The organism is Bradyrhizobium sp. 191 (genome assembly GCF_023100985.1).
Classification (GTDB): domain Bacteria; phylum Pseudomonadota; class Alphaproteobacteria; order Rhizobiales; family Xanthobacteraceae; genus Bradyrhizobium; species Bradyrhizobium diversitatis.
This window is the reverse complement of the sequence record NZ_CP064692.1, coordinates 1066271-1085795: the sequence shown is the minus strand read 5'-3', so window position 1 is coordinate 1085795 and position 19525 is coordinate 1066271. Positions and strand designations below refer to the sequence as shown.

Annotated in this window: 17 protein-coding genes; 8 read left to right on the top strand and 9 right to left on the bottom strand. The window is 61.1% G+C overall.

The window, feature by feature from the left end:
• Positions 1-61: 61 nt before the first annotated feature.
• Genes IVB23_RS05230 through IVB23_RS05220 form a run of 3 tightly spaced genes read left to right on the top strand, consistent with a single transcriptional unit; the run spans position 62 to position 3414 of the window.
• Positions 62-1576, top strand: coding sequence for an acyl-CoA synthetase (locus tag IVB23_RS05230; RefSeq protein WP_247802730.1), 1515 nt, complete (start codon positions 62-64; stop codon positions 1574-1576).
• A gap of 29 nt (positions 1577-1605) precedes the next feature.
• On the top strand, positions 1606-2544 hold the full coding sequence (locus IVB23_RS05225; RefSeq protein ID WP_247802728.1) for a tripartite tricarboxylate transporter substrate binding protein: 939 nt from the start codon (positions 1606-1608) through the stop codon (positions 2542-2544).
• 9 nt (positions 2545-2553) lie between these two features.
• On the top strand, positions 2554-3414 hold the full coding sequence (locus IVB23_RS05220; RefSeq protein ID WP_247802727.1) for a MaoC/PaaZ C-terminal domain-containing protein: 861 nt from the start codon (positions 2554-2556) through the stop codon (positions 3412-3414).
• 42 nt (positions 3415-3456) lie between these two features.
• Here the strand turns inward: IVB23_RS05220 and IVB23_RS05215 are convergent, their stop codons facing one another.
• On the bottom strand, positions 3457-4104 hold the full coding sequence (locus tag IVB23_RS05215) for a TetR/AcrR family transcriptional regulator (protein ID WP_247802725.1): 648 nt from the start codon (positions 4102-4104) through the stop codon (positions 3457-3459).
• A gap of 278 nt (positions 4105-4382) precedes the next feature.
• Between IVB23_RS05215 and IVB23_RS05210 the strand changes: the two genes are divergently transcribed.
• Positions 4383-5813 carry an aldehyde dehydrogenase family protein gene (locus IVB23_RS05210; protein WP_247804770.1) on the top strand — a complete coding sequence of 477 codons (1431 nt, stop codon included), beginning with the start codon at positions 4383-4385 and terminating at the stop codon, positions 5811-5813.
• Positions 5814-5931: 118 nt separating this feature from the next.
• Here IVB23_RS05210 and IVB23_RS05205 read toward each other — a convergent pair whose 3' ends face one another.
• Positions 5932-7101 (bottom strand): saccharopine dehydrogenase NADP-binding domain-containing protein, encoded by a 1170-nt coding sequence (locus tag IVB23_RS05205; protein ID WP_247802723.1) that lies wholly within the window; start codon positions 7099-7101, stop codon positions 5932-5934.
• Between the two features lie 144 nt (positions 7102-7245).
• A complete protein-coding gene (locus IVB23_RS05200) occupies positions 7246-7893 on the bottom strand; it encodes an XRE family transcriptional regulator (protein ID WP_247802722.1) in 648 nt (215 codons plus the stop codon).
• A 110-nt stretch (positions 7894-8003) separates the two neighbouring features.
• On the opposite strand from IVB23_RS05200, the gene IVB23_RS05195 reads away from it, so the two are divergent.
• From IVB23_RS05195 to IVB23_RS05185, 3 genes are read left to right on the top strand one after another with little or no spacing between them, the layout of a single operon-like run.
• Positions 8004-10037, top strand: coding sequence for a hydantoinase/oxoprolinase family protein (locus IVB23_RS05195; RefSeq protein ID WP_247802720.1), 2034 nt, complete (start codon positions 8004-8006; stop codon positions 10035-10037).
• 3 nt (positions 10038-10040) lie between these two features.
• Positions 10041-11699 (top strand): hydantoinase B/oxoprolinase family protein, encoded by a 1659-nt coding sequence (locus IVB23_RS05190; RefSeq protein WP_247802719.1) that lies wholly within the window; start codon positions 10041-10043, stop codon positions 11697-11699.
• 38 nt (positions 11700-11737) lie between these two features.
• A complete protein-coding gene (locus tag IVB23_RS05185; protein ID WP_247802717.1) occupies positions 11738-12946 on the top strand; it encodes an ABC transporter substrate-binding protein in 1209 nt (402 codons plus the stop codon).
• A 1083-nt stretch (positions 12947-14029) separates the two neighbouring features.
• Here IVB23_RS05185 and IVB23_RS05180 read toward each other — a convergent pair.
• The 3 genes from IVB23_RS05180 to IVB23_RS05170 form a co-directional block, all read right to left on the bottom strand.
• Positions 14030-14485 (bottom strand): acyl-CoA dehydrogenase family protein, encoded by a 456-nt coding sequence (locus IVB23_RS05180; protein ID WP_247802715.1) that lies wholly within the window; start codon positions 14483-14485, stop codon positions 14030-14032.
• A gap of 347 nt (positions 14486-14832) precedes the next feature.
• Positions 14833-14946, bottom strand: a complete 114-nt coding sequence (locus tag IVB23_RS05175; RefSeq protein ID WP_247804768.1) for a tyrosine-type recombinase/integrase — start codon at positions 14944-14946, stop codon at positions 14833-14835.
• A gap of 49 nt (positions 14947-14995) precedes the next feature.
• A complete protein-coding gene (locus IVB23_RS05170) occupies positions 14996-15823 on the bottom strand; it encodes a hypothetical protein (RefSeq protein ID WP_247802713.1) in 828 nt (275 codons plus the stop codon).
• Positions 15824-15992: 169 nt separating this feature from the next.
• On the opposite strand from IVB23_RS05170, the gene dusA reads away from it, so the two are divergent.
• Entirely contained in the window at positions 15993-16949 is a 957-nt protein-coding gene (gene dusA / locus IVB23_RS05165; protein WP_247804766.1) for a tRNA dihydrouridine(20/20a) synthase DusA, read from the top strand.
• A gap of 5 nt (positions 16950-16954) precedes the next feature.
• Here dusA and IVB23_RS05160 read toward each other — a convergent pair whose 3' ends face one another.
• From IVB23_RS05160 to IVB23_RS05150, 3 genes are read right to left on the bottom strand one after another with little or no spacing between them, the layout of a single operon-like run.
• A complete protein-coding gene (locus IVB23_RS05160) occupies positions 16955-17509 on the bottom strand; it encodes a TIGR02281 family clan AA aspartic protease (RefSeq protein ID WP_197969591.1) in 555 nt (184 codons plus the stop codon).
• Positions 17510-17537: 28 nt separating this feature from the next.
• The gene (locus tag IVB23_RS05155; protein WP_027571622.1) at positions 17538-17741 is read right to left on the bottom strand and encodes a DUF1289 domain-containing protein; all 204 of its coding nucleotides are present in this window, start codon (positions 17739-17741) and stop codon (positions 17538-17540) included.
• A gap of 44 nt (positions 17742-17785) precedes the next feature.
• Complete coding sequence (locus tag IVB23_RS05150; protein ID WP_247802711.1) at positions 17786-19381, bottom strand: HAMP domain-containing sensor histidine kinase; 1596 nt, start codon at positions 19379-19381, stop codon at positions 17786-17788.
• Positions 19382-19525 lie beyond the last annotated feature (144 nt).

Here is a 19525-nt window from a genome sequence, read left to right as displayed (position 1 = left end):
GTCAGTCCATTATATTGATGCCAAAGTCAAGTTGGGCAAAAGACCCGCGGACGGAGGAAATGTGAGCGACGAAACCGCGACCATCATCGTCGGTGAACGCACCCGCTCGAAGTCCGAGCTGCTGGCGCGCGGCCGCCGGGCCGCCACCGGACTTGCGAGGCTCGGCGTTCGCGAGAACGACGCCGTAGCGCTGCTGCTGCGAAACGATTTTGCCTTCCTCGAAGCGACCCATGCCGCGAATGCCATCGGCGCCTATGCGGTGCCGTTGAACTGGCACGCGAGCCCCGACGAAATCACCTATATGCTGGGAGATGCGAAGCCGAAGGTGCTGGTCGTGCACGCCGACTTGCTCGCCCCGGTGCGCCGGATCATTCCGGCAGCATGCGAGGTCCTTGTCGTGTCGAGCGCAGATGCTGGCAATCCCGTCGCTGTGCAGGACGGCGATCAGGATTGGGACCGCTGGCTGGATGCACAGCCGGAATGGGACAGGCCGCCGCTGCCGCCACGCTCGTCGTGGATCTACACCTCTGGAACGACGGGCCGGCCCAAGGGCGTCCGTCGCGAACCGGCAACGCCTCAACAGGCCGCGGCGATGCGCGATCTGTTCCGTGTCGTCTATGGCTGCCGCGAAGGAATGCGCTCATATGTCGGCGGACCGCTCTATCACGCCTCGCCCAACGCCTTCGCGAGGCAAGGCCTGGCGCTGGCCGAAACGCTTGTGCTGTCATCGCGCTTCGATCCTGAAGAACTGCTCCGGCAGATCGACCGCCACCGTTTGACGACGCTGGTGATGGTGCCGACGTTCTTTGTGCGGCTGCTCAAGCTCCCGGAAGAGGTGCGGCGCAAATACGACGTGTCCTCGCTCGAACTGGTGCTGCACACGGGCGCGCCGTGTCCGCCGGATGTCAAGCGGGCGATGATCGCCTGGTGGGGACCGGTTCTCGTCGAGACCTACGGCGGCTCCGAGACCGGCGTCGCCACGATCTGCACCTCACACGACTGGCTCTCCCGACCCGGAACCGTGGGGCGTGTCGCTCCCGGCGGCACGATCAAGATATTCGACGAGCAGGGCCGCGAATTGCCGCCGGGCGTCAGCGGCGAGATCTACGCACGCTCGCCGGCCTATCCGGATTTCAACTATCACGGCCGCGATGATGATCGCCGTTCCGTGGAAATCGACGGCCTCATCACCTGCGGCGATGTCGGCTACCTCGACGCCGACGGCTATCTGTTCCTCAACGACCGCAAGCGGGACATGATCATCTCGGGCGGGGTGAACATCTATCCCGCCGAAATCGAAGCGGCGCTTCAAAGCTGCCCGGGCGTCCAGGACTGTGCCGTTTTCGGCATTCCCGATGACGAGTTCGGCGAGCGCATCTATGCGGCCGTTCAACGCGACGCGGGCGCGGTGCTGACCGCAGACGATGTCAGGAATTTCGTCCGCGAACGCCTGGCGGCATTCAAGGTGCCGCGCGAGGTGGTCTTCCACGAGACGTTGCCGCGCGAAGAGAGCGGCAAGATCTTCAAGCGAAAGCTGCGCGAGCCGTTCTGGGCCGGACGATCAACACGAATCTGAGAGGGACCATGCTTACGCGACGTTCACTCATGAGAAGCGCCGCCGGCATTGCAGCACTTGCCGCGACGCCCGTGCTGGCACAATCGCCCTGGCCCAGCCGGCTGTTGAAGATCGTCGTGCCGCTGCCGCCAGGCGGCGTGATGGACGGTCTTACGCGCGTCGTGGCCGACCGGTTGGCGCAGCGCCTGGGCCAGTCCGTGATCGTGGAAAACAAGCCGGGTGCCAACGGCATGATCGCTGCGAGCGCGGTCGCGGGGGCGGACCCCGACGGCTACACCATCCTCTCCACCATGAGTTCGATTGTCCAGAACGTATCGCTGCACAAGTCGCCGAGCTACAAGATGTCGGACCTGTTGCCGTTGGCGCCGCTCGGCCGCCTGCCGATCGCGTTCATCGTGCCAAAGACGCTCGGCGTAACCACGTTGCGGGACTTCGTCGAGAAGGCCCGCAGCAGCCCCAAACCCCTGAGTTACGGAACTTACGGCCTTGGTTCGAGCGCGCATATCATCGGCGAAGTTCTGATGAAGAACACCGGCATCAAATTGCTCCAGGTGCCGTATCGCGGCGAGGCGCCGGCGCTGACCGCGATCCTTGCCGGCGACGTGGACAGTGCCTTCGTATCGGTCGGTGGTGCCGTGGCTCAAAGGGAGAACACGCTAACGCTGGCGATCGCCAATCCGGCGCGTATGAAGCGCTATGCCGATATACCCACCTTTGACGAAGCAGGATTCCCCGTGCTCGGCCTGACCGGGTTTAGCGGCTTCTTCGCGCCGGCGGCCGTGCCCAAGCCCGTTGCCGATCGGCTGAACAAGGAATTGAGGGAAATCGTCGCGCTTCCCGATGTGAATTCCAAGCTGCTTGATCTCGGGTTCGAGGATATGAGCGACATCGCCGATTTTCCGGGCTTTGTCGACGATGAGGTCAAGCGATGGGCCGCCGTGATCCACGAATTCAATATCAGCATCTAGGATATCCCGGTGGCGATCAACCTCGAGGCGCTTAAGGCGCTGGAGATCACCGACATGCGGTTCGCGTATGGTGAGCGCGAGACGATGTTGTACGCGCTCAGCATCGGCATGGGACGCGATCCGCTCGACCTGCGCGAACTGCCGTTCGTCTACGAAGGCGAAGCGCTGCAGGCCGTTCCCACGATGGCGGTGGTGCTCGCATCGACCGGCATAATTCGCAAGACCGGCGTCGACTTCACCAAAATTCTGCATGGCGAGCAACGGCTCACCCTGCATCGTCGGCTACCGGCCGCAGGCGAAGTGCTGGCGAACTCACGCGTCGCGGCTGTCTATGACAAAGGCGCCGGCAAGGGTGCCGTGTTGTTGCTCGAAACGACCGCGCGATCGGTGGCAGACAATGCGCCGCTGTTTACGTTCGTCATGACGATCATGGCGCGCGGTGATGGGGGATTCGGCGGACCTCAAGGCTCGGGCCCCGAGCCGCATCAGTTGCCGGGGAGGCGGCCGGACCAGACCGACATGTTCGAGACGCGCCCGGAGGCGGCGCTGCTCTATCGGTTGAACGGCGATCGCAATCCGCTCCACGCTGATCCGGGGGTGGCCGGCCGCGCGGGCTTTGCGCGACCGATTCTTCACGGGCTTGCGACTTACGGCATCGCCTGCCGAGCCGTGCTGCGGACGGTCTGCGACCGTGACGCAGGACGGGTCAAGTCGTTCGATGCGCGCTTCTCCGCGCCGGTCTATCCAGGCGATCGCATCGTGACCGACATGTGGATCGACGGCGACGTCGTGTCGTTCAGATGCCACGTCCCCGATCGCGATGTGATCGTCCTCAACAACGGGCGATGTCTCTTGAGAGCCGGATCATGATCTTCGCCCGACCTCCGTCGGCATAGGTCCTGAAATGATGCCTCAAAGACCTCGTGTTGCCTTCTTCCGAGATTGTCCCGTCCCGGTTTGACGAGCTCTTGTCCAATTCTCGACCAAGTGGTGCATATGCACGTTGGCAAGCTTGAGCATATCGCCCGGGGTCAGTGTGTCGTTCGCACAGTATTCCCTGAAGTTGTAGGAGCTGAGGGCGTAGACCATCTCCACGGCGACGGATGTGGGCACCGCAAGATCTCCGGCGTTGTGAAACTTCAAAATGGCCCGGCGAATGAAACGCAGGAAGACCGATCGGTTGGCGGCGAACCCATCGCTTCCGGACTTATGGGACCGCAATTCGGCTGCAAGCACCTCCCTCCATAAGGTCTTGTCGGCGCTCGTTATGACGTTGCCGATGTCGGCGTGGATCAGGCGCGCCAAAGTCTCGGCCAGCGTGGCCGAAGGGACTTCCAACACCGCTTCGTAGGAGGGTATCAGGGCCGTGCGGTCTCTCTGGAGGAATTCGATCAGGAGACGCTGCTTGGTGGCGAAGTAATTGTAGACAGACTTGGGAGACACGTCAGCGGCTCTCGCGATGTCCTCCATTTTGGTGCTCTCATAGCCGATCGTCCGAAACAGCTCGGCTGCAGCGTCGAGGAGGTCCGCTTTCCTTCGGTCTTTCTTGCTTTCGTTCATCGATATTCGTTCGCCGATGGGGGTGGGCTGCCCGGGGCATGACCCGATCACAGACTAACCGATTGACAATAGTAGAGTGAGCTATAAATTTACATTTGACTATAAAAATGGAGTCTGGATCGTGGCCTGGCGGATTTGCGGAGACTATCCGGATCGGGCCGATCGCTGGCCTTGGAAGCTGTGCCGGCCGGGCGAGCAAACCCCCTGGCTGAGCAATCCTCGATGACGAGCACGATCTTCATCGGAACGAATGGCGTCCGTCTGGTGACGGCGTCACGATTGACGTCATTGACCCGGCCAAGGAGGAGTGCATCGACCACCTTTCTGCCGGCACAGCGGAGGACGTCGATCTTGCAGTCGATTGTGCGCGCCGAGCGTTCGAGGGCGAGTGGAGAACCTCGAGCGGTGCCGAGCGCGCGAATCTGCTTCACGCGATCGCCAAGGGCATTTTACGCCGACGCGACGAGTTGGCGCGATTGGAAGTGATCGACAATGGCAAACCGTTAGCGGAAGCGCTGTGGGACATCGACGATGCCGCAGGCTGCTTCACTTTCTACGCTGATCTGGCCCAGGAGTTCGATGCCGCACAGGACGAGACGATCGCACTTCCGGACGAAAGGTTCGAAAGCTCTGTCAGACGCGAGCCCGTCGGTGTCGCAGCCCAGATCATTCCGTGGAACTATCCATTGCTGATGGCTGCCTGGAAGGTTGCGCCGGCCATCGCTGCGGGTTGCACCATGGTGCTGAAGCCTTCCGAGTTGACATCGCTGACCAGTCTGAAACTGGCCGAGATCGCGGTTGACGCCGGACTGCCTGCGGGGGTTCTCAACCTTGTCACCGGCCTTGGTGCCGTGGCGGGGGAGCGCTTGGCGCACCATCCAGGCGTCGACAAGATCGCCTTCACCGGCTCGGTCCCGACCGGCACGAAAATCTTCATGGCTGCCGCGCAGGATATCAAGAACGTCAGCCTCGAACTCGGTGGTAAATCGCCGTTCATCGTGTTCGACGACGCCGACATCGAGGCTGCCGTCGAATGGATCATGCTCGGAATCTTCTGGAATCAGGGCCAAGTCTGTAGTGCGACATCTCGCCTGATCGTACAAGAGGGCATCGCGGATCGATTGCTGAAGCGGCTGGTCGAGCGCGCACGAAGCATTCCGATCGGAAGCGGGCTTGATCCCAGCACCAAGCTCGGTCCGCTCGTCAGCCGAGGACAATACGAGAGAGTCCGCCAGTTCGTCGCCCAAGGCGTCGAGTCGGGCGCTCGACTTCTCACGGGCGGGAAGAGGCCGGTCGATGTTGCACGCGGCTACTTCATCGAGCCGACAATATTTACAGATGTTCCCTTGAATTCGACGATCTGGCGCGACGAGATTTTTGGTCCGGTGCTTGTGGTGCAAAAGTTTTCCGACGAGCAGCAAGCGCTGAGGCTTGCGAACGACAGCCGTTTTGGCCTTGCGGCCGCCGTGATGTCGGAAGACGAAACGAGATGCCAGCGTGTGGCCAGAGCCTTTCGCGCCGGCATCGTATGGATCAACTGCTCGCAGCCGACATTTTCCCAGGCGCCGTGGGGCGGATACAAGCAAAGCGGGATCGGCCGTGAGCTGGGACGATGGGGGCTCGGCAATTACCTCGAGGTGAAACAGGTCACCCGGTTCAAGCGCGGCCACACCTGGGATTGGTACGGCGACAAAGCGCACCCGTCGTGAGGGAAGACGCGCGGCGGCCTTGGCACGGGGGGCGGCCGCAACGTCACGGCGCGGCGCTACCGGCTGCCGCTGCGAGCCGGATCGGAGCGATGCTCTCGAGGACCAATGAGGTCTGCCGTTACGCGACAGGCTCGACGTCGATGTTTTCGTGCACTTCGAAGTGACGCCGCTGCAATTCGTGCAGAAAGGAGGGAACATCAAAGTACTCTTCAGGGCCCCAGACGCCGGCTTTCCCCGCTTTCGACAGCAGCAATTGCACACCGATGGAAAGGCCCATGGACGTGCCGGCATCAATATAACCGTCGAACGAAGGATGCGGATGGCCGATTACTGCGAAATTGAGCGTAGTCTTCTTTCCTTTGCTGGTGCCATGACCGATCGCCAGATGGATTTCGTGGCTCTGCTGGGAGGGAATGCGATCCCGATTGGTGGCGATGTTGCGCGCCATCACCGCCTCGAGGAACTCGGCCGGCGTTATCCTTGCATTGCCGACTTCGATGGGTTGATCGAAGGCGCCGAACCCGGCCTTCACCAATCCCGTCCAGGCTTCGTGCTCGCGGTGCGGCAAATGCAGCTTCCAAGTGAATTCGCGAATGCCCTTCTCCCGGATACCTTCCGCGAAAGGTACGGTGAGTGGCTCAGAGTGCTGGGTGTACATGAACTCGGTGCGGCCCCACGGCGCGGGCAGGAGAAGTGTTTCCTTGCCGGACTGCGGCGTGACCTCCCGCAGCGACCCGTCGAGGAATTGCATCGAGGGGTTGGCATATTCGCCGAGAATGGTGGAGACGCTGTAAGGTGGCACGAGAACCGGGTTTTCCTCTCCGACCAAGGTCGCGGCCCAATAGAGATTGATGCGATCAATCGTGTCCAGCCGCTCAGCCACGGCCTTGCAGATCATGTTGGAGACGCCGGGATCGGCTCCGAGACCCAACACGGCGGTAACGCCGGCCGCCTTCCAGGCGTCGTGTTGCTTCTTCTGTTGCACCGTGAAGACGCCCATTCCGCCGTAGTCGACATAAGTGCGCCGGGCCTGCAGGCACGCTTCGAAGATCGCCATCTGATGGCCCGCGAAGGTTGGAACTGCGTTGATGCAGAGATCGTGCTCTCGCAGCAGCGCTGCCAGCTTCCGGGAATCCTGGACATTGAGCTCGACGCCCCTGAGCCGTTGATCCCCGAGTTCGGCAACGAGCTTGTTTGCGCGCTCGGCCGCGAAGTCAGCCACCGTGATCAGGTCGATCGCTTGGGACGAGTAGGGTGCGACGAGATCCCGCACCGTGCCGCTCGCCATGGCGCCGGCGCCACCCAGAACTAGAATTTTCGCCATCGGTTTCCCCTTCGCTTCGCGGCAGGCGGCTCAGTATCGAATTTTCAATTATAGTGAAATTATCAGCCCTGCCGGTGGCAATGCAAAGTCTTTTTTTCGGTTAGCGGATCAATAGATCGGCGGCGTGATGACCCAGTGGATGTAAGTCATCGTGGCGCCGGAGTTGACGTAGCGGTGGGGCGTTTCCGAATTGAAGCTGAAGGTGTCCCCGGGATTGAGCAAATATCGCTGAGGGCCGAGGAACAGCTCGAGCTGGCCATCGATGATGATCCCGAACTCATGTCCTATGTGGCTGTCGAATTCCGTTCCTGACATGCCCCCGGGAAGGAGGTAGGCCACGAAAGCCTGGATGGGAGTCCCTTCAGCGGGCGTCATGATTTCCATGTGCATGCCGATGCTTTCGAGATTCAGCACACGTCTCATGTCCTTTCGGGTGATGTTGCGGCTCTCGCCCGCATCTTCGGCGTCCGTCTTTGCGAACAGGGAGCTCACCGACACGTCCACGGCATCGGCGATCTGCCTCAGGGATCGCATGGAGGGTGTGGTCAGACCTCGTTCGATCTGGCTGATCAATCCTATCGACAGTCCGGTGGCATCAGCGACCTCCTGAAGGCTCAGATCTTTGTTCTTCCTGGCCTCGCGCAGAAGGTCGGCAAGCGCGGGGTTGCGGGCCGCGTTGCTCTTTGGGCTGCGACGTTTGGTGCCTGCCTGCGGGCTCGTCACCGAGCTGCCGGGTTTTCGGTCACTTCGCTTCATTTTCACTCTTGCTAAAAATTCAATCTTCTGTCGTACTTGATGGCGAGGGCAAGTTCCAGGCGGAATTGTCTCTCTTTGGCTGTCCACCAGTGAAGTGCGGATTTGCAGTGATGATCAAGATGGCGATCGAGGTCGGGGGTACCTTTACCGATCAAATTTGGATTGAAGGCGATCATGTCCGTTCGCATAAGCTGCCTTCGACCCCCCATGACGCGTCGATCGGTGTGATCGATGGTCTTTCACAGTCCCTTGGCGCTGAGCTTCCCAAGCTGACGCACCTGTTTCACGGATCCACCGTGGCCACCAACGCGGTCATCGAGCGGAAGGGATGCCGCGCGGCGTTCCTGGCGACCCGCGGTTTCCGCGATCTTTTGGTCTTGCAGCGACAGCTTCGTCCGAACGTCTACGCTATTGCCTGCGAGAAACCGGAGCCGTTGATACCGCTCAAGCGCTCCGTCGAAGTGACCGAGCGCATGGATGTCTCTGGGCAAGCCGTTCTCTCTCTCGACGAAGACGAATTGTGTCGGACGATCGACCAGTTGATCCAAAAGGAAAAGCCCGAAGCGCTTGCGGTCTGCCTGCTGCACTCCTATCGGAATCCCGAGCACGAGCAGACGGTGCGAAGGGTCGTGAACAAACGCTATCCGGATCTGCCCGTGGTGCTGTCGTCGGACGTGCTGCCGACTTTCCGCGAATACGAGCGGGCGTCGACGACGGTGATGGCAGCCTATCTGGTGCCGCTGGTCGGTCGTTACCTGCGCCGCCTTGAGGGGCATCTCCGCGATCGCGCGCCCGGAAGTGCTCTGTTCGTGATGCAATCGTCCGGCGGTGTGCTCCCGAGCTCCGGATCGCATGGCCGGGGCGTGGAGATGCTCAATTCGGGGCCTGCCGCCGGAGTGATCGGGGCGACGCGGATGGCGGGCGTCATTGGTGATCGCAACGTCATTACGCTGGACGTCGGCGGAACGAGCGCGGACATCTGCCTCATTGCGAACGGGATACCCGGCATTACCGCCGAGACGGAAATGGACGGGCTGCCGGTCGGTCTGCCCAGCGTCGACATTGCGAACATCGGCGCGGGCGGGGGCAGCATCGGCTGGATCGACGAAGGCGGAATGCTGCAGGTCGGACCCCGCTCGGCGGGCGCAAGGCCGGGGCCTGCCTGTTACGGACACGGCGGCAGCGCTCCGGCCCTGACCGACGCGCTGGTGCGCCTTGGATGGATCCGGCCGCACCGTTTTCTCGGCGGCAGGATGACGTTACATCCGGAAAAATCAGACCAGGCGCTGAAGACGCTTGCTGAGCCACTCGGCCAGAACATCGACGAAATGGCCCAGGCGATGGTCGACATTAGCACTGCGCATATCAGCCAGGGGATTCGCCTCGTTTCGGTTCAGCGCGGCCACGATCCGAGGGATTATTCACTCTACGGCTACGGAGGCATGGGGCCGATGATCAGCGCGCTCTCTGCCTCCGACCTCAAGATAGGCCGCGTCGTGATCCCGCCTTATCCGGGCTTGTTCTCCGCGCTGGGTCTTCTCGTTGCCGACGTCAAGCGAATCTATCGGGAGACCCGTTTCCTGCCCGTGGATGCCGAAAGCTCTCGTACGATCGCAAGCGCATTCCACCTGATGAAGCGCGAGCCGGAATCGGAGTTCGTCAAATACGGCTATGCGGCATCCGAAATCGTCTACGAACATGCCCTCGAAATGCGTTACGCGGGGCAGGGCTTCGAGCTATTGACGACGATCGACCTTAATCGTCTGGATCGCGAAGGCGTCAGTTACCTTCGTGAAGTATTCGGTGCCGCTCACCAGGCCCGCTACGGCTCGACCTCCCGCGCCGCACCGATCGAAATCGTGACATTCCGTCTGACTGCGCACGTGCCGACGCCCTCAACGGTGCTGAACTCGTTGACCCGGATGAGCGAAAAGAAGCGCGAGGCAGAAATCGAGGAGGGACAGATCACCTTCGGAGGCGGAAAAATCTCCTGTCGGTTCGCCTGGCGCAGCAGTTTGGCTTCGGGCGCGGTTCTCAAGGGCGCCGCAGTTATCGAGGAGCCGACAGCAACGACGTTCGTCCCGCCGGGATGGATCGTCACCGTCGACAAGACCGGCGCGCTTATTCTCACTCCGGAATCCTAGGTCATGGGCACGAATCTCAATCAAGCGACCTTCAACATCATCAGCCACGGTCTGCACGGCATGGCGCAGGAAATGGGCGAGAAGCTCGTGCGCTCGGCCTATTCGACCATTATCCGCGAGGCGAGAGACTGTTCGACGTCCTTTCTCGATCGCAATGGCCGCATCATCGCCCAGGCGCAGTTCTGCCCGATCCACATGAACTCCTTCGGCAAGGTGTTCGAGGCGTTTGCTGCGAAGTTCGATCTCTCGACCATCAAGCCCAACGAGGGTTTGATCACGAACGATCCTTACCACGGTGCCCAGCACCTCAACGACATCGTGCTGTTCACGCCTGTCTTCTATCGTGGCAAGCTGCTTGCCTTCAGCGCATCGCTTGGTCACCATATCGATGTCGGCGGCGGAGCGGCAGGACCAAACGCCAGCGCTACCGACGTGTTCTCGGAAGGGCTGCGTATCCCGCTCTGCCGCTTCGACGTGGATCGCGATCTCGGCGACGGCCTTCTGGAACAGTTCATCAGAATCAACGTCCGTCCGCCGGACGACGTCATGGGCGATGTCTATGCCCAGCTGGCCGCCAATCGGACCGGTCAGGCTCGCTTCATAGAGATGCTCGATCGGTTCGGCGAGGAAACGGTTCTGGCTGCGGCGCGCGATCTCCAGGATTATTCCGAGCGGCTCGCCCGCGATGCCGTGCGCGCAATTCCCGACGGGGTCTATCGCGCTGAAGATTTTGTCGACGACAACGGATTCACAGCGGATCCATTACGGGTTGCCGTCAAAATTACCATCGATGGCGACGAGATCGAAATCGATTTCGAGGGCAGCTCGCCGCAGACGAAGGGAATGATCAATTCACCGCACGCGTCGACGGTATCGGCGGCCTATGGAGCAATTGCGATCTTGCTGGGCGGAGGGCGCATTCCGGTGAATGACGGTCTCTATCGGCCGATCCGTTCCGTGAAAGTACCTTATGGATCGTTTCTCAATCCCAGCCGGCCCCTGGCAGTGAGGGCGCGCAACAACGCCTGCCATCGGGTCTACAATTCGATCATGCTCGCGATGTCTGAGGTGGTTCCGAACCAGGTGCTGACATCCGGTCATGACACGACGAACGCGATCGGCATGGGTCATATGGGCTCCGACCGATACCGGGTCTACATGGAGGTGGTCGGAGGAGGGTGGGGCGCCTCGGCCGGCTCGGATGGCGCGGACGTCGTCGACGGCTACGTGGGAAATTGCTCGAACGTCCCCGTCGAGTCGCTCGAAGCCGATTACCCCTTCATGCGTGTGGAGGAGTACGCGCTGCGCCGTGGCTCGGCCGGTGCGGGAAAACATCGCGGCGGCCTGGGTGCGCGACGCGTGTATCGCATCATGGACGATGGCGTCACGTTCAATTCCTACTCCGACCGCTTCAAGATACGTCCATGGGGTTTGTTCGGCGGCAAGCCCGGCGCGAATTCCCGCTTCGTGGTCGAACGCGATGGCGAACAAATTAACCTTCCATCAAAAGGCAATACGGAACTCCGACGCGGCGATCGTCTCGTGATCGAGACCGCCGGCGGAGGCGGATACGGCGACCCGCGGGATCGCGACCCCAAGCTTGTTCGGGACGATCTCGAACAAGCTCTGGTCACGGCGGACGATCGTAGCATCGTCCAATGAGTTGACGGCCCGTTTTCACCAATGATGAGGCATCACCTATGATTATTCGTTATTGTATCGGTATGAGCGTTGCGGCCTTGCTCGGACTTTTCACGGTCGTCCCCTGCGAAGCAAAGATCGAGAAGGATGTCGTCAAGATCGGGATCCTGAACGACATGAGCGGGCCCTATGCCGATCTGGGTGGTGCGGGCTCGGTGATTGCTGCCCAGATGGCCGTCGACGATCTCGGCGGGGCCATCAACGGTGTCCCCGTGAAGATCATTTCCGCCGACCACCAAAACAAGGCCGACGTCGGATCGGCTACGGCTCGTCGTTGGTTCGATGTCGATGGTGTCGATGCCATCGCCGATGTGCCGGTCTCGTCGGTCGCGTTGGCCGTGCAAGAGATTGGACGACGGGCTCGTCGCATCACGCTGATGCAGGGATCGACCTCGGATCTCACCGGGAAGGCTTGCTCTCCGTATAGCACGGCATGGCAGGACGACACCTATTCCTATTCGAAAGCCTCCGCACAAAACACCGTAAAGAATGGAGGCAAGACCTGGTTCTTCGTGGAAGCCGACTATGCGTTCGGCCATGCGTTGGAACGGGACGTCACGGCATTCATCACCGAAGCAGGCGGATCGGTGCTGGGAACGGCGCGACATCCTGTTAATACTGCCGACCTAAGCTCCTTCCTTCTGCAAGCCCAGAGCTCCAAGGCACAAGTCATCGGACTTCTGAACGGCGGGGCCGATTTGATCAACTCGATCAAGCAAGCCAAGGAGTTTGGCATCTCCGATAGCAGGCAGAAGTTGGTTGGATTTCTTGTATACCTGACGGACGTCCACAGTCTGGGCCTGGACGCTACAAACGGTTTGCTGCTTTCCGAAGGCTTCTATTGGGATCAGAACGACGTCGCCAGGACCTGGTCGAAGCGCTATTTCGAAAAGACCAAGCGAATGCCGACGAAGGAACAAGCTTCTGTCTATGCCTCCATCACGCACTATCTGAAAGCGGTGAAGAGCGCTGACTCCATAGATGCGGACGTGGTCGCGGCGGAGATGCGAAAGGCGCCGGTCGACTATTTCGGGAACGCCGGCTCGATTCGCGTCGACGGCCGGGTTCTCTATCCCATAACGTTGTACCAGGTGAAATCCCGTAGCGAATCGAAGGGAGCCTGGGACTACTACAAAGCGGTCGGAAATGTAGAGGCAGATCGCGCGTTTCGTCCGCTCAACGAAGGCGGCTGCTACTTGGTCAAGTGAGTCAGAATACGGACGTCGCCGCTCCTTTGAAGGCAATTGGACATGCATCCGCTCTGGCAACCACCGGATTCCGATCTGCCAGCTCTCACCGAGTGCGGCATGCGCGTTCTGGCTGCAGTCGGACTTGCTGTGAACCTCGGAGCAGTGCTTTCGACTTGGCTGGCGAGCTAGCCGGAACCGCAGTGCAGTTCGCTGCGGCATCGTCCGCATGTATCTGTTGCAATGATTCCATAGGGACGACACGGTCTCGCATCGAGCGTCGTGGTGCTCCAGAAACGCCAGAAGAATTCGAAACTCACGACGTTGTCATGCAAGGGACAGAGACCTGGCTGGCACTTGATGGCCACAAGCTGATCACACTTTGGCCGAAAGGGCCGCTTTAAAGCGGACAACGCCGTCGCTCTCGTCGCCGCTGCTCCTGCGGGCATTGGGCTTGCAGGGATTCCGAAGGAACTTATCATCGGGCATCTCGAGTCCGGCGCGTTGGTCCCTGTGATGAAGCAGTATCCGCCCCCAACCTTGGGCATCTACGTGGTGCGGCCGGCCATCATCCAGCCCGAAAGGTGCGGGTGCTGACTGAAATGATGGTTGAATGCTGCGAGGACCTCTGCCAGGGAATCATGCTGCGCGAAGCTCAACGGCCACGGTAACAAGCGAACAAACACCTGTTTCGTATTTGGACAAACTGCGACACAGAACGGCAGCAAACGACACTACTGTGACCTTTGCCCGAAAGCCACCATCAAGTCCTAACGGATCTGCCACTTAGCAGGCGCAAGGAGGCTGGATGAGCATCGAAAGCAGCGCGTCACCTTCAAGAACGATCGCCGAGCGATCGTCGTCCTCTTCCGCTCACCAGCTCATTTTCCGAGCAGGCAGGTCATCCGGCCGTGGTCATCGTTGGTCCTGGCAGCACGGAAGGAACAGGCGGGTGCCCCCTACGCCCTCGGGAGGCGAAGTCGAGGAAGGTTCGGCTGGTCGGGACCAGGGCCGCGTTTGGCTAACTGAGCAGCTCACGCGCGATGACGACCCGCTGGATTTGGTTCGTGCCCTCGCAGATCTGGGTTAGCTTCGCGTCGCGCATCATACGCTCGACGGGGTATCCAGGGTGTAGCCATAGCCCCCCAATATCTGCACCGCGTCCGTTGTGACCTTCATGGCCATATCGCTGCCCACACACTTGGCCATGCTGGCAAGAACATTCAGGCGCTTCCGGTCACCGGCGTCGCCGGCGCGCGCACACTCGTAGACCAGAGCACGTGCGGCCTCGATTTGCATCGCCATGCCCGCGAGGATGAACTGGACGCCTTGGGATTCCGAGATCGATTTCTTGAACTGCTTGCATTCCGTCGCGTAGGCGACGCCGGCGTCGAGCGCGCCCTGGGCCAGTCCGACGGACTGTGCTCCGATGGTCGGCCGATTGAGATCGAGGGCGCGCATCGAGGCTCGAAAGCCCTTGCCTTCTTCCCCAACCAGATTTCGCTCGGCACGCGCACATTGTCGAAGAAGATCGGGGTATTCGGCGCCCCGGAAACCCATTTTGCGCTCGTGACGTTTCGGTTCGGAGGAACAGCGGAAGAAATGAGGTGTGGTGCCTCAGGGGCATTCCGAGTGCCGTGCCGCCAGTCGACAGTCAGCTCGAACATCATTCCGACAAGAGCGAATTCTGTAGTGATCCCAATAAGCTAAAAGGCTGCGAATTGTCGGAATGCCTTTTGAGAGCGCAACAGAAATTCGAAGACTTCCAATCTGAGTATCTTTGGATCCCATCAGATCGATTAGAGAGATGCCTACGCCAACATCTTGATAAAATCTTCCATTGATGGCTGCTGGGCGTACTGCAGCTTGAGAAGATCTTCAACTTTAAGATTGGTATAGCGCTGGAGCTACCGCCAGTCTTTGTGGCCAGTGACCAGTGCCACCTTTTCGATTGGAAGTCCCGCTTCGAACAGACGGCTCGTTCCTTCGTGACGTAGATCGTGGAAATGCAGATCTTCGATCTTGAGTTCATCGCACGCCCGCGTGAATGCCGCACTTACAGATCTATGGTTATGCGGAAAGACTCGCCCATAGCCTCAAGTCACAATTCGCTGCTGGAGCACGACCTCCCATGCATCGTAGCCCGTTAGGTTGAGAAGGCACTTTCTGGTCATTCCCATCCTTATTCCTGGGGTCCTTTCTGTCCTGAATGATCACCAGCCGCTCTTTCATATCAACCAGCGACCACTCGGGTTTGCAGATCTCTTCCTGGCGCAACGTCGTTGCAACGTCAAATCTGACGATCCGCCCCATCGGGATGAACTGCCGAGGGTTCGTCTCAAAGTATTCAATTAGCTCGTCGAGCTCGTCTTGCGTGGGCCGTCGGTCACGCTCCTTGCTCTTTCCGATCAAATTGAGGTGGCTTAACGCGACGCGCGCAAGGCGGGCTTCCTCGGCTGAAACCTCGATGCCGTGCACGGCGGCGGCATGCGTTATGATTGTGCGGATGAAAGACAAATCGATCGCCAACGTTGCGGGGCCAGCACCCTGCTTGGCGCGCTTTCTTCCGAACTCGATCAACCGCTCTCGATTGAGCGCGGTCAGCTTTACACTGCCGAGCTCAGTTTTCAGCGAGGTCATCACGGCAGCTTTTGATCGGCGAGGGGGCTTTCCAACTTCGCGCATGTCTTCGTCGTGCAGGTCGATCAGGTCGCCAAAAGTGCGAATGTTCCGGACCACGCGTGGCTTGGACGATCCGTTGCGGTCGATATTGCGCTCCATCTCGAGCGCCCATTCTTCTCCGTCCTTGCGTCGCCGGAACGTCTCGGCCACATAACGGGTCTTGCGGCGGACTTGGACGCGCCAGTTTCCAGATGCCAATTGAGTGAAGGTCGCCACGCGTGTGCACTCCGGCTTTCGTGTGCACTATGTGTGCACCGAGAGGTCAAAACGGGTACAAACGTGTGCAATTTCGGCTAGTTTGGAGTGCACACGTTGTTCTTTCATCCCATTGAGAGTGTAGGGTAAATCGTTGGAATCACAAGACTATCGCTTTTCCGTCGCCCCGATGATGGATTGGACGGACCGGCATTGCCGGGTGTTCCATCGTCATCTGTCGCGGCGGGCGTTGCTTTATACGGAGATGCTCACCACCGGCGCCGTCATTCATGGCGATCGGCAGCGGCTGCTCGGGTTCGATCGTTGTGAGCATCCGGTGGCGCTTCAGCTCGGCGGCTCAGATCCGCGCGAGCTGGCCGAGGCTGCGCGGATCGGCGAGGCGTTCGGCTATGACGAGATCAACCTCAATGTCGGCTGTCCGTCCGATCGCGTGAAGGATGGCCGCTTCGGCGCCTGCCTCATGGCAGAGCCGGAGCTGGTGGCGAGGTGCGTCGAGGCGATGAAGCGCACCGTCGCAATTCCCGTCACAGTGAAGTGCCGCATCGGCATCGATGAGCAGGACCCGGAAGTCGCGCTCGATGCGCTTGCACATTCGGTGGTCGCCTCCGGCTGCGATGCGCTGATCGTGCATGCCCGCAAGGCTTGGCTCAACGGGTTGTCTCCGAAGGAGAATCGAAACGTTCCCCCGCTCGATTATGACCGCGTCTATCGCCTCAAACACGCAATGCCTGGTGTGACTGTCATCATCAACGGCGGCATTGCTGGCATCGAAGACGCGAAAGCACATCTCGAACACGTCGACGGCGTGATGCTTGGCCGCGCCGCCTATCAGGAGCCGTGGCGGCTGCTCTCCGTGGATCGGGAGATCTTCGGCGAAGCGGCGCCGCATGCGACCATGCAGGATGCGATCGAGGCGATGATGCCCTACATCGAGCAGCAGCTGGTGCGCGGAACGCGACTGCATGCAATCACGCGGCATTTCGTCGGCGCATTCCATGCCGTGCCGGGCGCGCGAGCCTTCCGCCGTCATCTGGCCGAGCAAGGGGTGAAGCCGGGCGCTGGTCTCGAAGTGCTGCGCGATGCGATCGCGCACGTCGCTGCGCGCGCGCCGGCAGAGGCGGCGTAAGTCAGCTAGTCGACGGCCGTGCGCGAGCGGCGATGACTGCGCTGGAGTTCCGGATAGCCGGTGAGCATCAGCTTGTCGGCGCGCACGCCCCAGCTTTCAAGGCGGTCGAGGAAGCTCATGCCGAGCAGGTTGGTCTTCATCTGGCCGCGCTGCACGACGAGGGCCGGCACCGACTTCTCCACGAGATGGCCGACGGCGAGACGGTCAAGCGTGAGCCGCGCCGCTTTGGTGTGGCCGCCCACGGTCTCCAGGTCGACGTCGTATTCGAGCATCTCGAGCGGCAGTCCGATTGCTTTCGCGGTTTCCCAGGTCAGCACCACCGATGTCGCGCCGGTATCGATCACCATCGGCGCGGTGACGCCATTGATCTTCGCACGCAGCGTGAATTCGCCGCCCTGGCCGCGCGGGACCTGTACGGCCGGCGCAGGGGAGGGGGTCTGTCCGCGGAAGATGTGCGAGACCTTGTGGCTGGCCCGCGCGATTTGGTCGGGGTCGCCATAGGCGACCACCGCACCTGCCGTGCCGGCGAGCATGACCAGAACGAGCAGGAAGCGGATCATCGCGCGCCTCCGACGGCCCACGGGCGGCTCAGATGCGTTTCGGCGATCCCGCGATCGGCGCAAGTCCAGCTTCCGTCATGCGCGCCGGCAAGAGGGCCATGATCGCTAGCCGGTCTGCGCTTTCCATGGCATGCCAGCGTGCGATCTCGGGCAAGGTCCGGCCGCACCCGAAGCACAGCTTGGTCTTGGGATCGATCATGCAGACGGCGACGCACGGTGTTTCTTTGCTCATTCGGACATTGTGAGGGATCGTCGGACATCTCTGCAAGCATCTCGTTAAGAGCCCGTGCCCGCACTCATGATCGGCTTGTGGCGCGGCCGGCGTTTCTCGTCGGGCAGGCCGGAACTCTCCGGCTGGAGCGGCGGAGAATCATCCGACAGCGGGGCGAGCGCGCTCATCACACGCTCCGGCGGGAAGGTGACGATCACCTCGGTGCCGATGCGCAGCTTCGATTTCAGCGTGAACGTGCCGCCATGCAGGTCGATCAGATTCTTGGCGATCGGCAGGCCGAGGCCGGCGCCCTGTTCAGCCGACTTGATCGAATTAGAGCCCTGGCCGAACGAGGCCAGCACGACTGGAATCTCGTCCTCGGGGATGCCGGAGCCGGTATCCTTCACCGAGAGATACTGTCCGCCCGAGGCGGTCCATCCCGCCTTGAGCCAGATCTCGCCGCCCTGCGGGGTGAACTTGATCGAGTTGGAGAGCAGATTGAGCACCACCTGCCGGATCGCGCGCTCGTCGGCCCAGAGCCGCGGCATGGCCTGCTCGAACACCTCGTGGATGGTGATGCCGCGGCTCGAGGCACGCAGCTTCATCAAATGATGGCAGTCGGCGACGATGCCGACCAGCGACACCGCTTCCTCGTTGAGTTCGTAGCGGCCGGCCTCGATCCGCGACAGATCGAGGATCTCGTTGATGAGGTTGAGCAGGTGCACGCCGGAATTATGGATGTCGGCGGAATATTCCTTATAGACGGCGACCTGATGCGCGCCGAAGATCTCGCTCTTCATCACCTCGGAGAAGCCGAGGATGGCATTCAGCGGCGTGCGCAACTCGTGGCTCATCTGCGCGAGGAAGCGCGACTTGGCGACGTTGGCGGCTTCGGCACGGTGGCGCGCCTCGTCCGAGATCGCCTTGGCCTGTTCCAGCTCGCCGATCAGCGCGTCCTTTTCTGCGCGCGCTTCCAGCGTGGCGAAGGTCGAGGAGTGGAGGCGGTGCGCCAGGAGGACGAAATAGCCTTCGGCGGCAAGCGCCAGCGCGGCCAGGATGTAGTTGTCCAGTGAACCGGTCACTGCGAAGCTCAGCGCCATCGCGACCGCGACCGGCGCCGTGGCGGCAAGGGCTGCGATCGGCAGGTTGGCGGCGAGCATGCTCGATACTGCGATCACCAGCAGCATCAGGAACATCATCAGCGTTTCCGTGACCATGTCGAGCACGGGATGGATCAGGATCGCCATCCAGCACAGGCCATAGAGCAGGTCGAGCACGACGAAGCGCGTCCGCCACGCGCGCGTCGCCGCGGGCGAGGCGGGCTCGGTCAGGAAGCGCCGGCAACTGCGGATCATGGCGCCGTGGATGCAGAGCATGCCGACGGTCCAGGCCGCGGCCGGGACCGGCTGCATCCACAGCCCGAACAGCACGCCGGTGGCCACCACCAGCAGCATCACGACATAGGAGGCGGACAGCCGCGTCTGGGCGTATTGCCGCAGCATCTCGGCGTCGAAAGCCGGCCGGGTTCCACTGGTCGACGTTAACTTGTCCCGCGCCTCGCGCACCCGCTGCGCCGCAGCCCTTCGGCTGCTCGCCGATGGCGCGCTCACCGGCTCGGCCGGCAGCTGCACAACCTCGGGCTTTTCAGCGGGGTTACTCATCAAACAACACAATTCCTGCCCACGCCGGGCGCGGGACTTCTGCGTTGTCTATCTCTGGCAAGAAATCCTTAAGAGCTGACTTAAGGAGCTAAAGAATTACGTTAACCCGGCGTTAATCCAATACCCGGTTCCGACCTCGGCTCG

Excerpts from the sequence above, each read along its gene's own strand:
- IVB23_RS05185 (WP_247802717.1), top strand. The coding sequence starts at position 11,738 with ATGATTATTCGTTATTGTATCGGTATGAGCGTTGCGGCCTTGCTCGGA.
- IVB23_RS05225 (WP_247802728.1), top strand. The coding sequence starts at position 1,606 with ATGAGAAGCGCCGCCGGCATTGCAGCACTTGCCGCGACGCCCGTGCTG.
- IVB23_RS05180 (WP_247802715.1), bottom strand. The coding sequence starts at position 14,485 with ATGGGTTTCCGGGGCGCCGAATACCCCGATCTTCTTCGACAATGTGCG.
- IVB23_RS05160 (WP_197969591.1), bottom strand. The coding sequence starts at position 17,509 with ATGATCCGCTTCCTGCTCGTTCTGGTCATGCTCGCCGGCACGGCAGGT.
- IVB23_RS05190 (WP_247802719.1), top strand. The coding sequence starts at position 10,041 with ATGGGCACGAATCTCAATCAAGCGACCTTCAACATCATCAGCCACGGT.
- dusA (WP_247804766.1), top strand. The coding sequence starts at position 15,993 with ATGATGGATTGGACGGACCGGCATTGCCGGGTGTTCCATCGTCATCTG.
- IVB23_RS05150 (WP_247802711.1), bottom strand. The coding sequence starts at position 19,381 with ATGAGTAACCCCGCTGAAAAGCCCGAGGTTGTGCAGCTGCCGGCCGAG.
- IVB23_RS05195 (WP_247802720.1), top strand. The coding sequence starts at position 8,004 with ATGATCAAGATGGCGATCGAGGTCGGGGGTACCTTTACCGATCAAATT.
- IVB23_RS05200 (WP_247802722.1), bottom strand. The coding sequence starts at position 7,893 with ATGAAGCGAAGTGACCGAAAACCCGGCAGCTCGGTGACGAGCCCGCAG.
- IVB23_RS05205 (WP_247802723.1), bottom strand. The coding sequence starts at position 7,101 with ATGGCGAGCGGCACGGTGCGGGATCTCGTCGCACCCTACTCGTCCCAA.
- IVB23_RS05155 (WP_027571622.1), bottom strand. The coding sequence starts at position 17,741 with ATGAGCAAAGAAACACCGTGCGTCGCCGTCTGCATGATCGATCCCAAG.
- IVB23_RS05215 (WP_247802725.1), bottom strand. The coding sequence starts at position 4,104 with ATGAACGAAAGCAAGAAAGACCGAAGGAAAGCGGACCTCCTCGACGCT.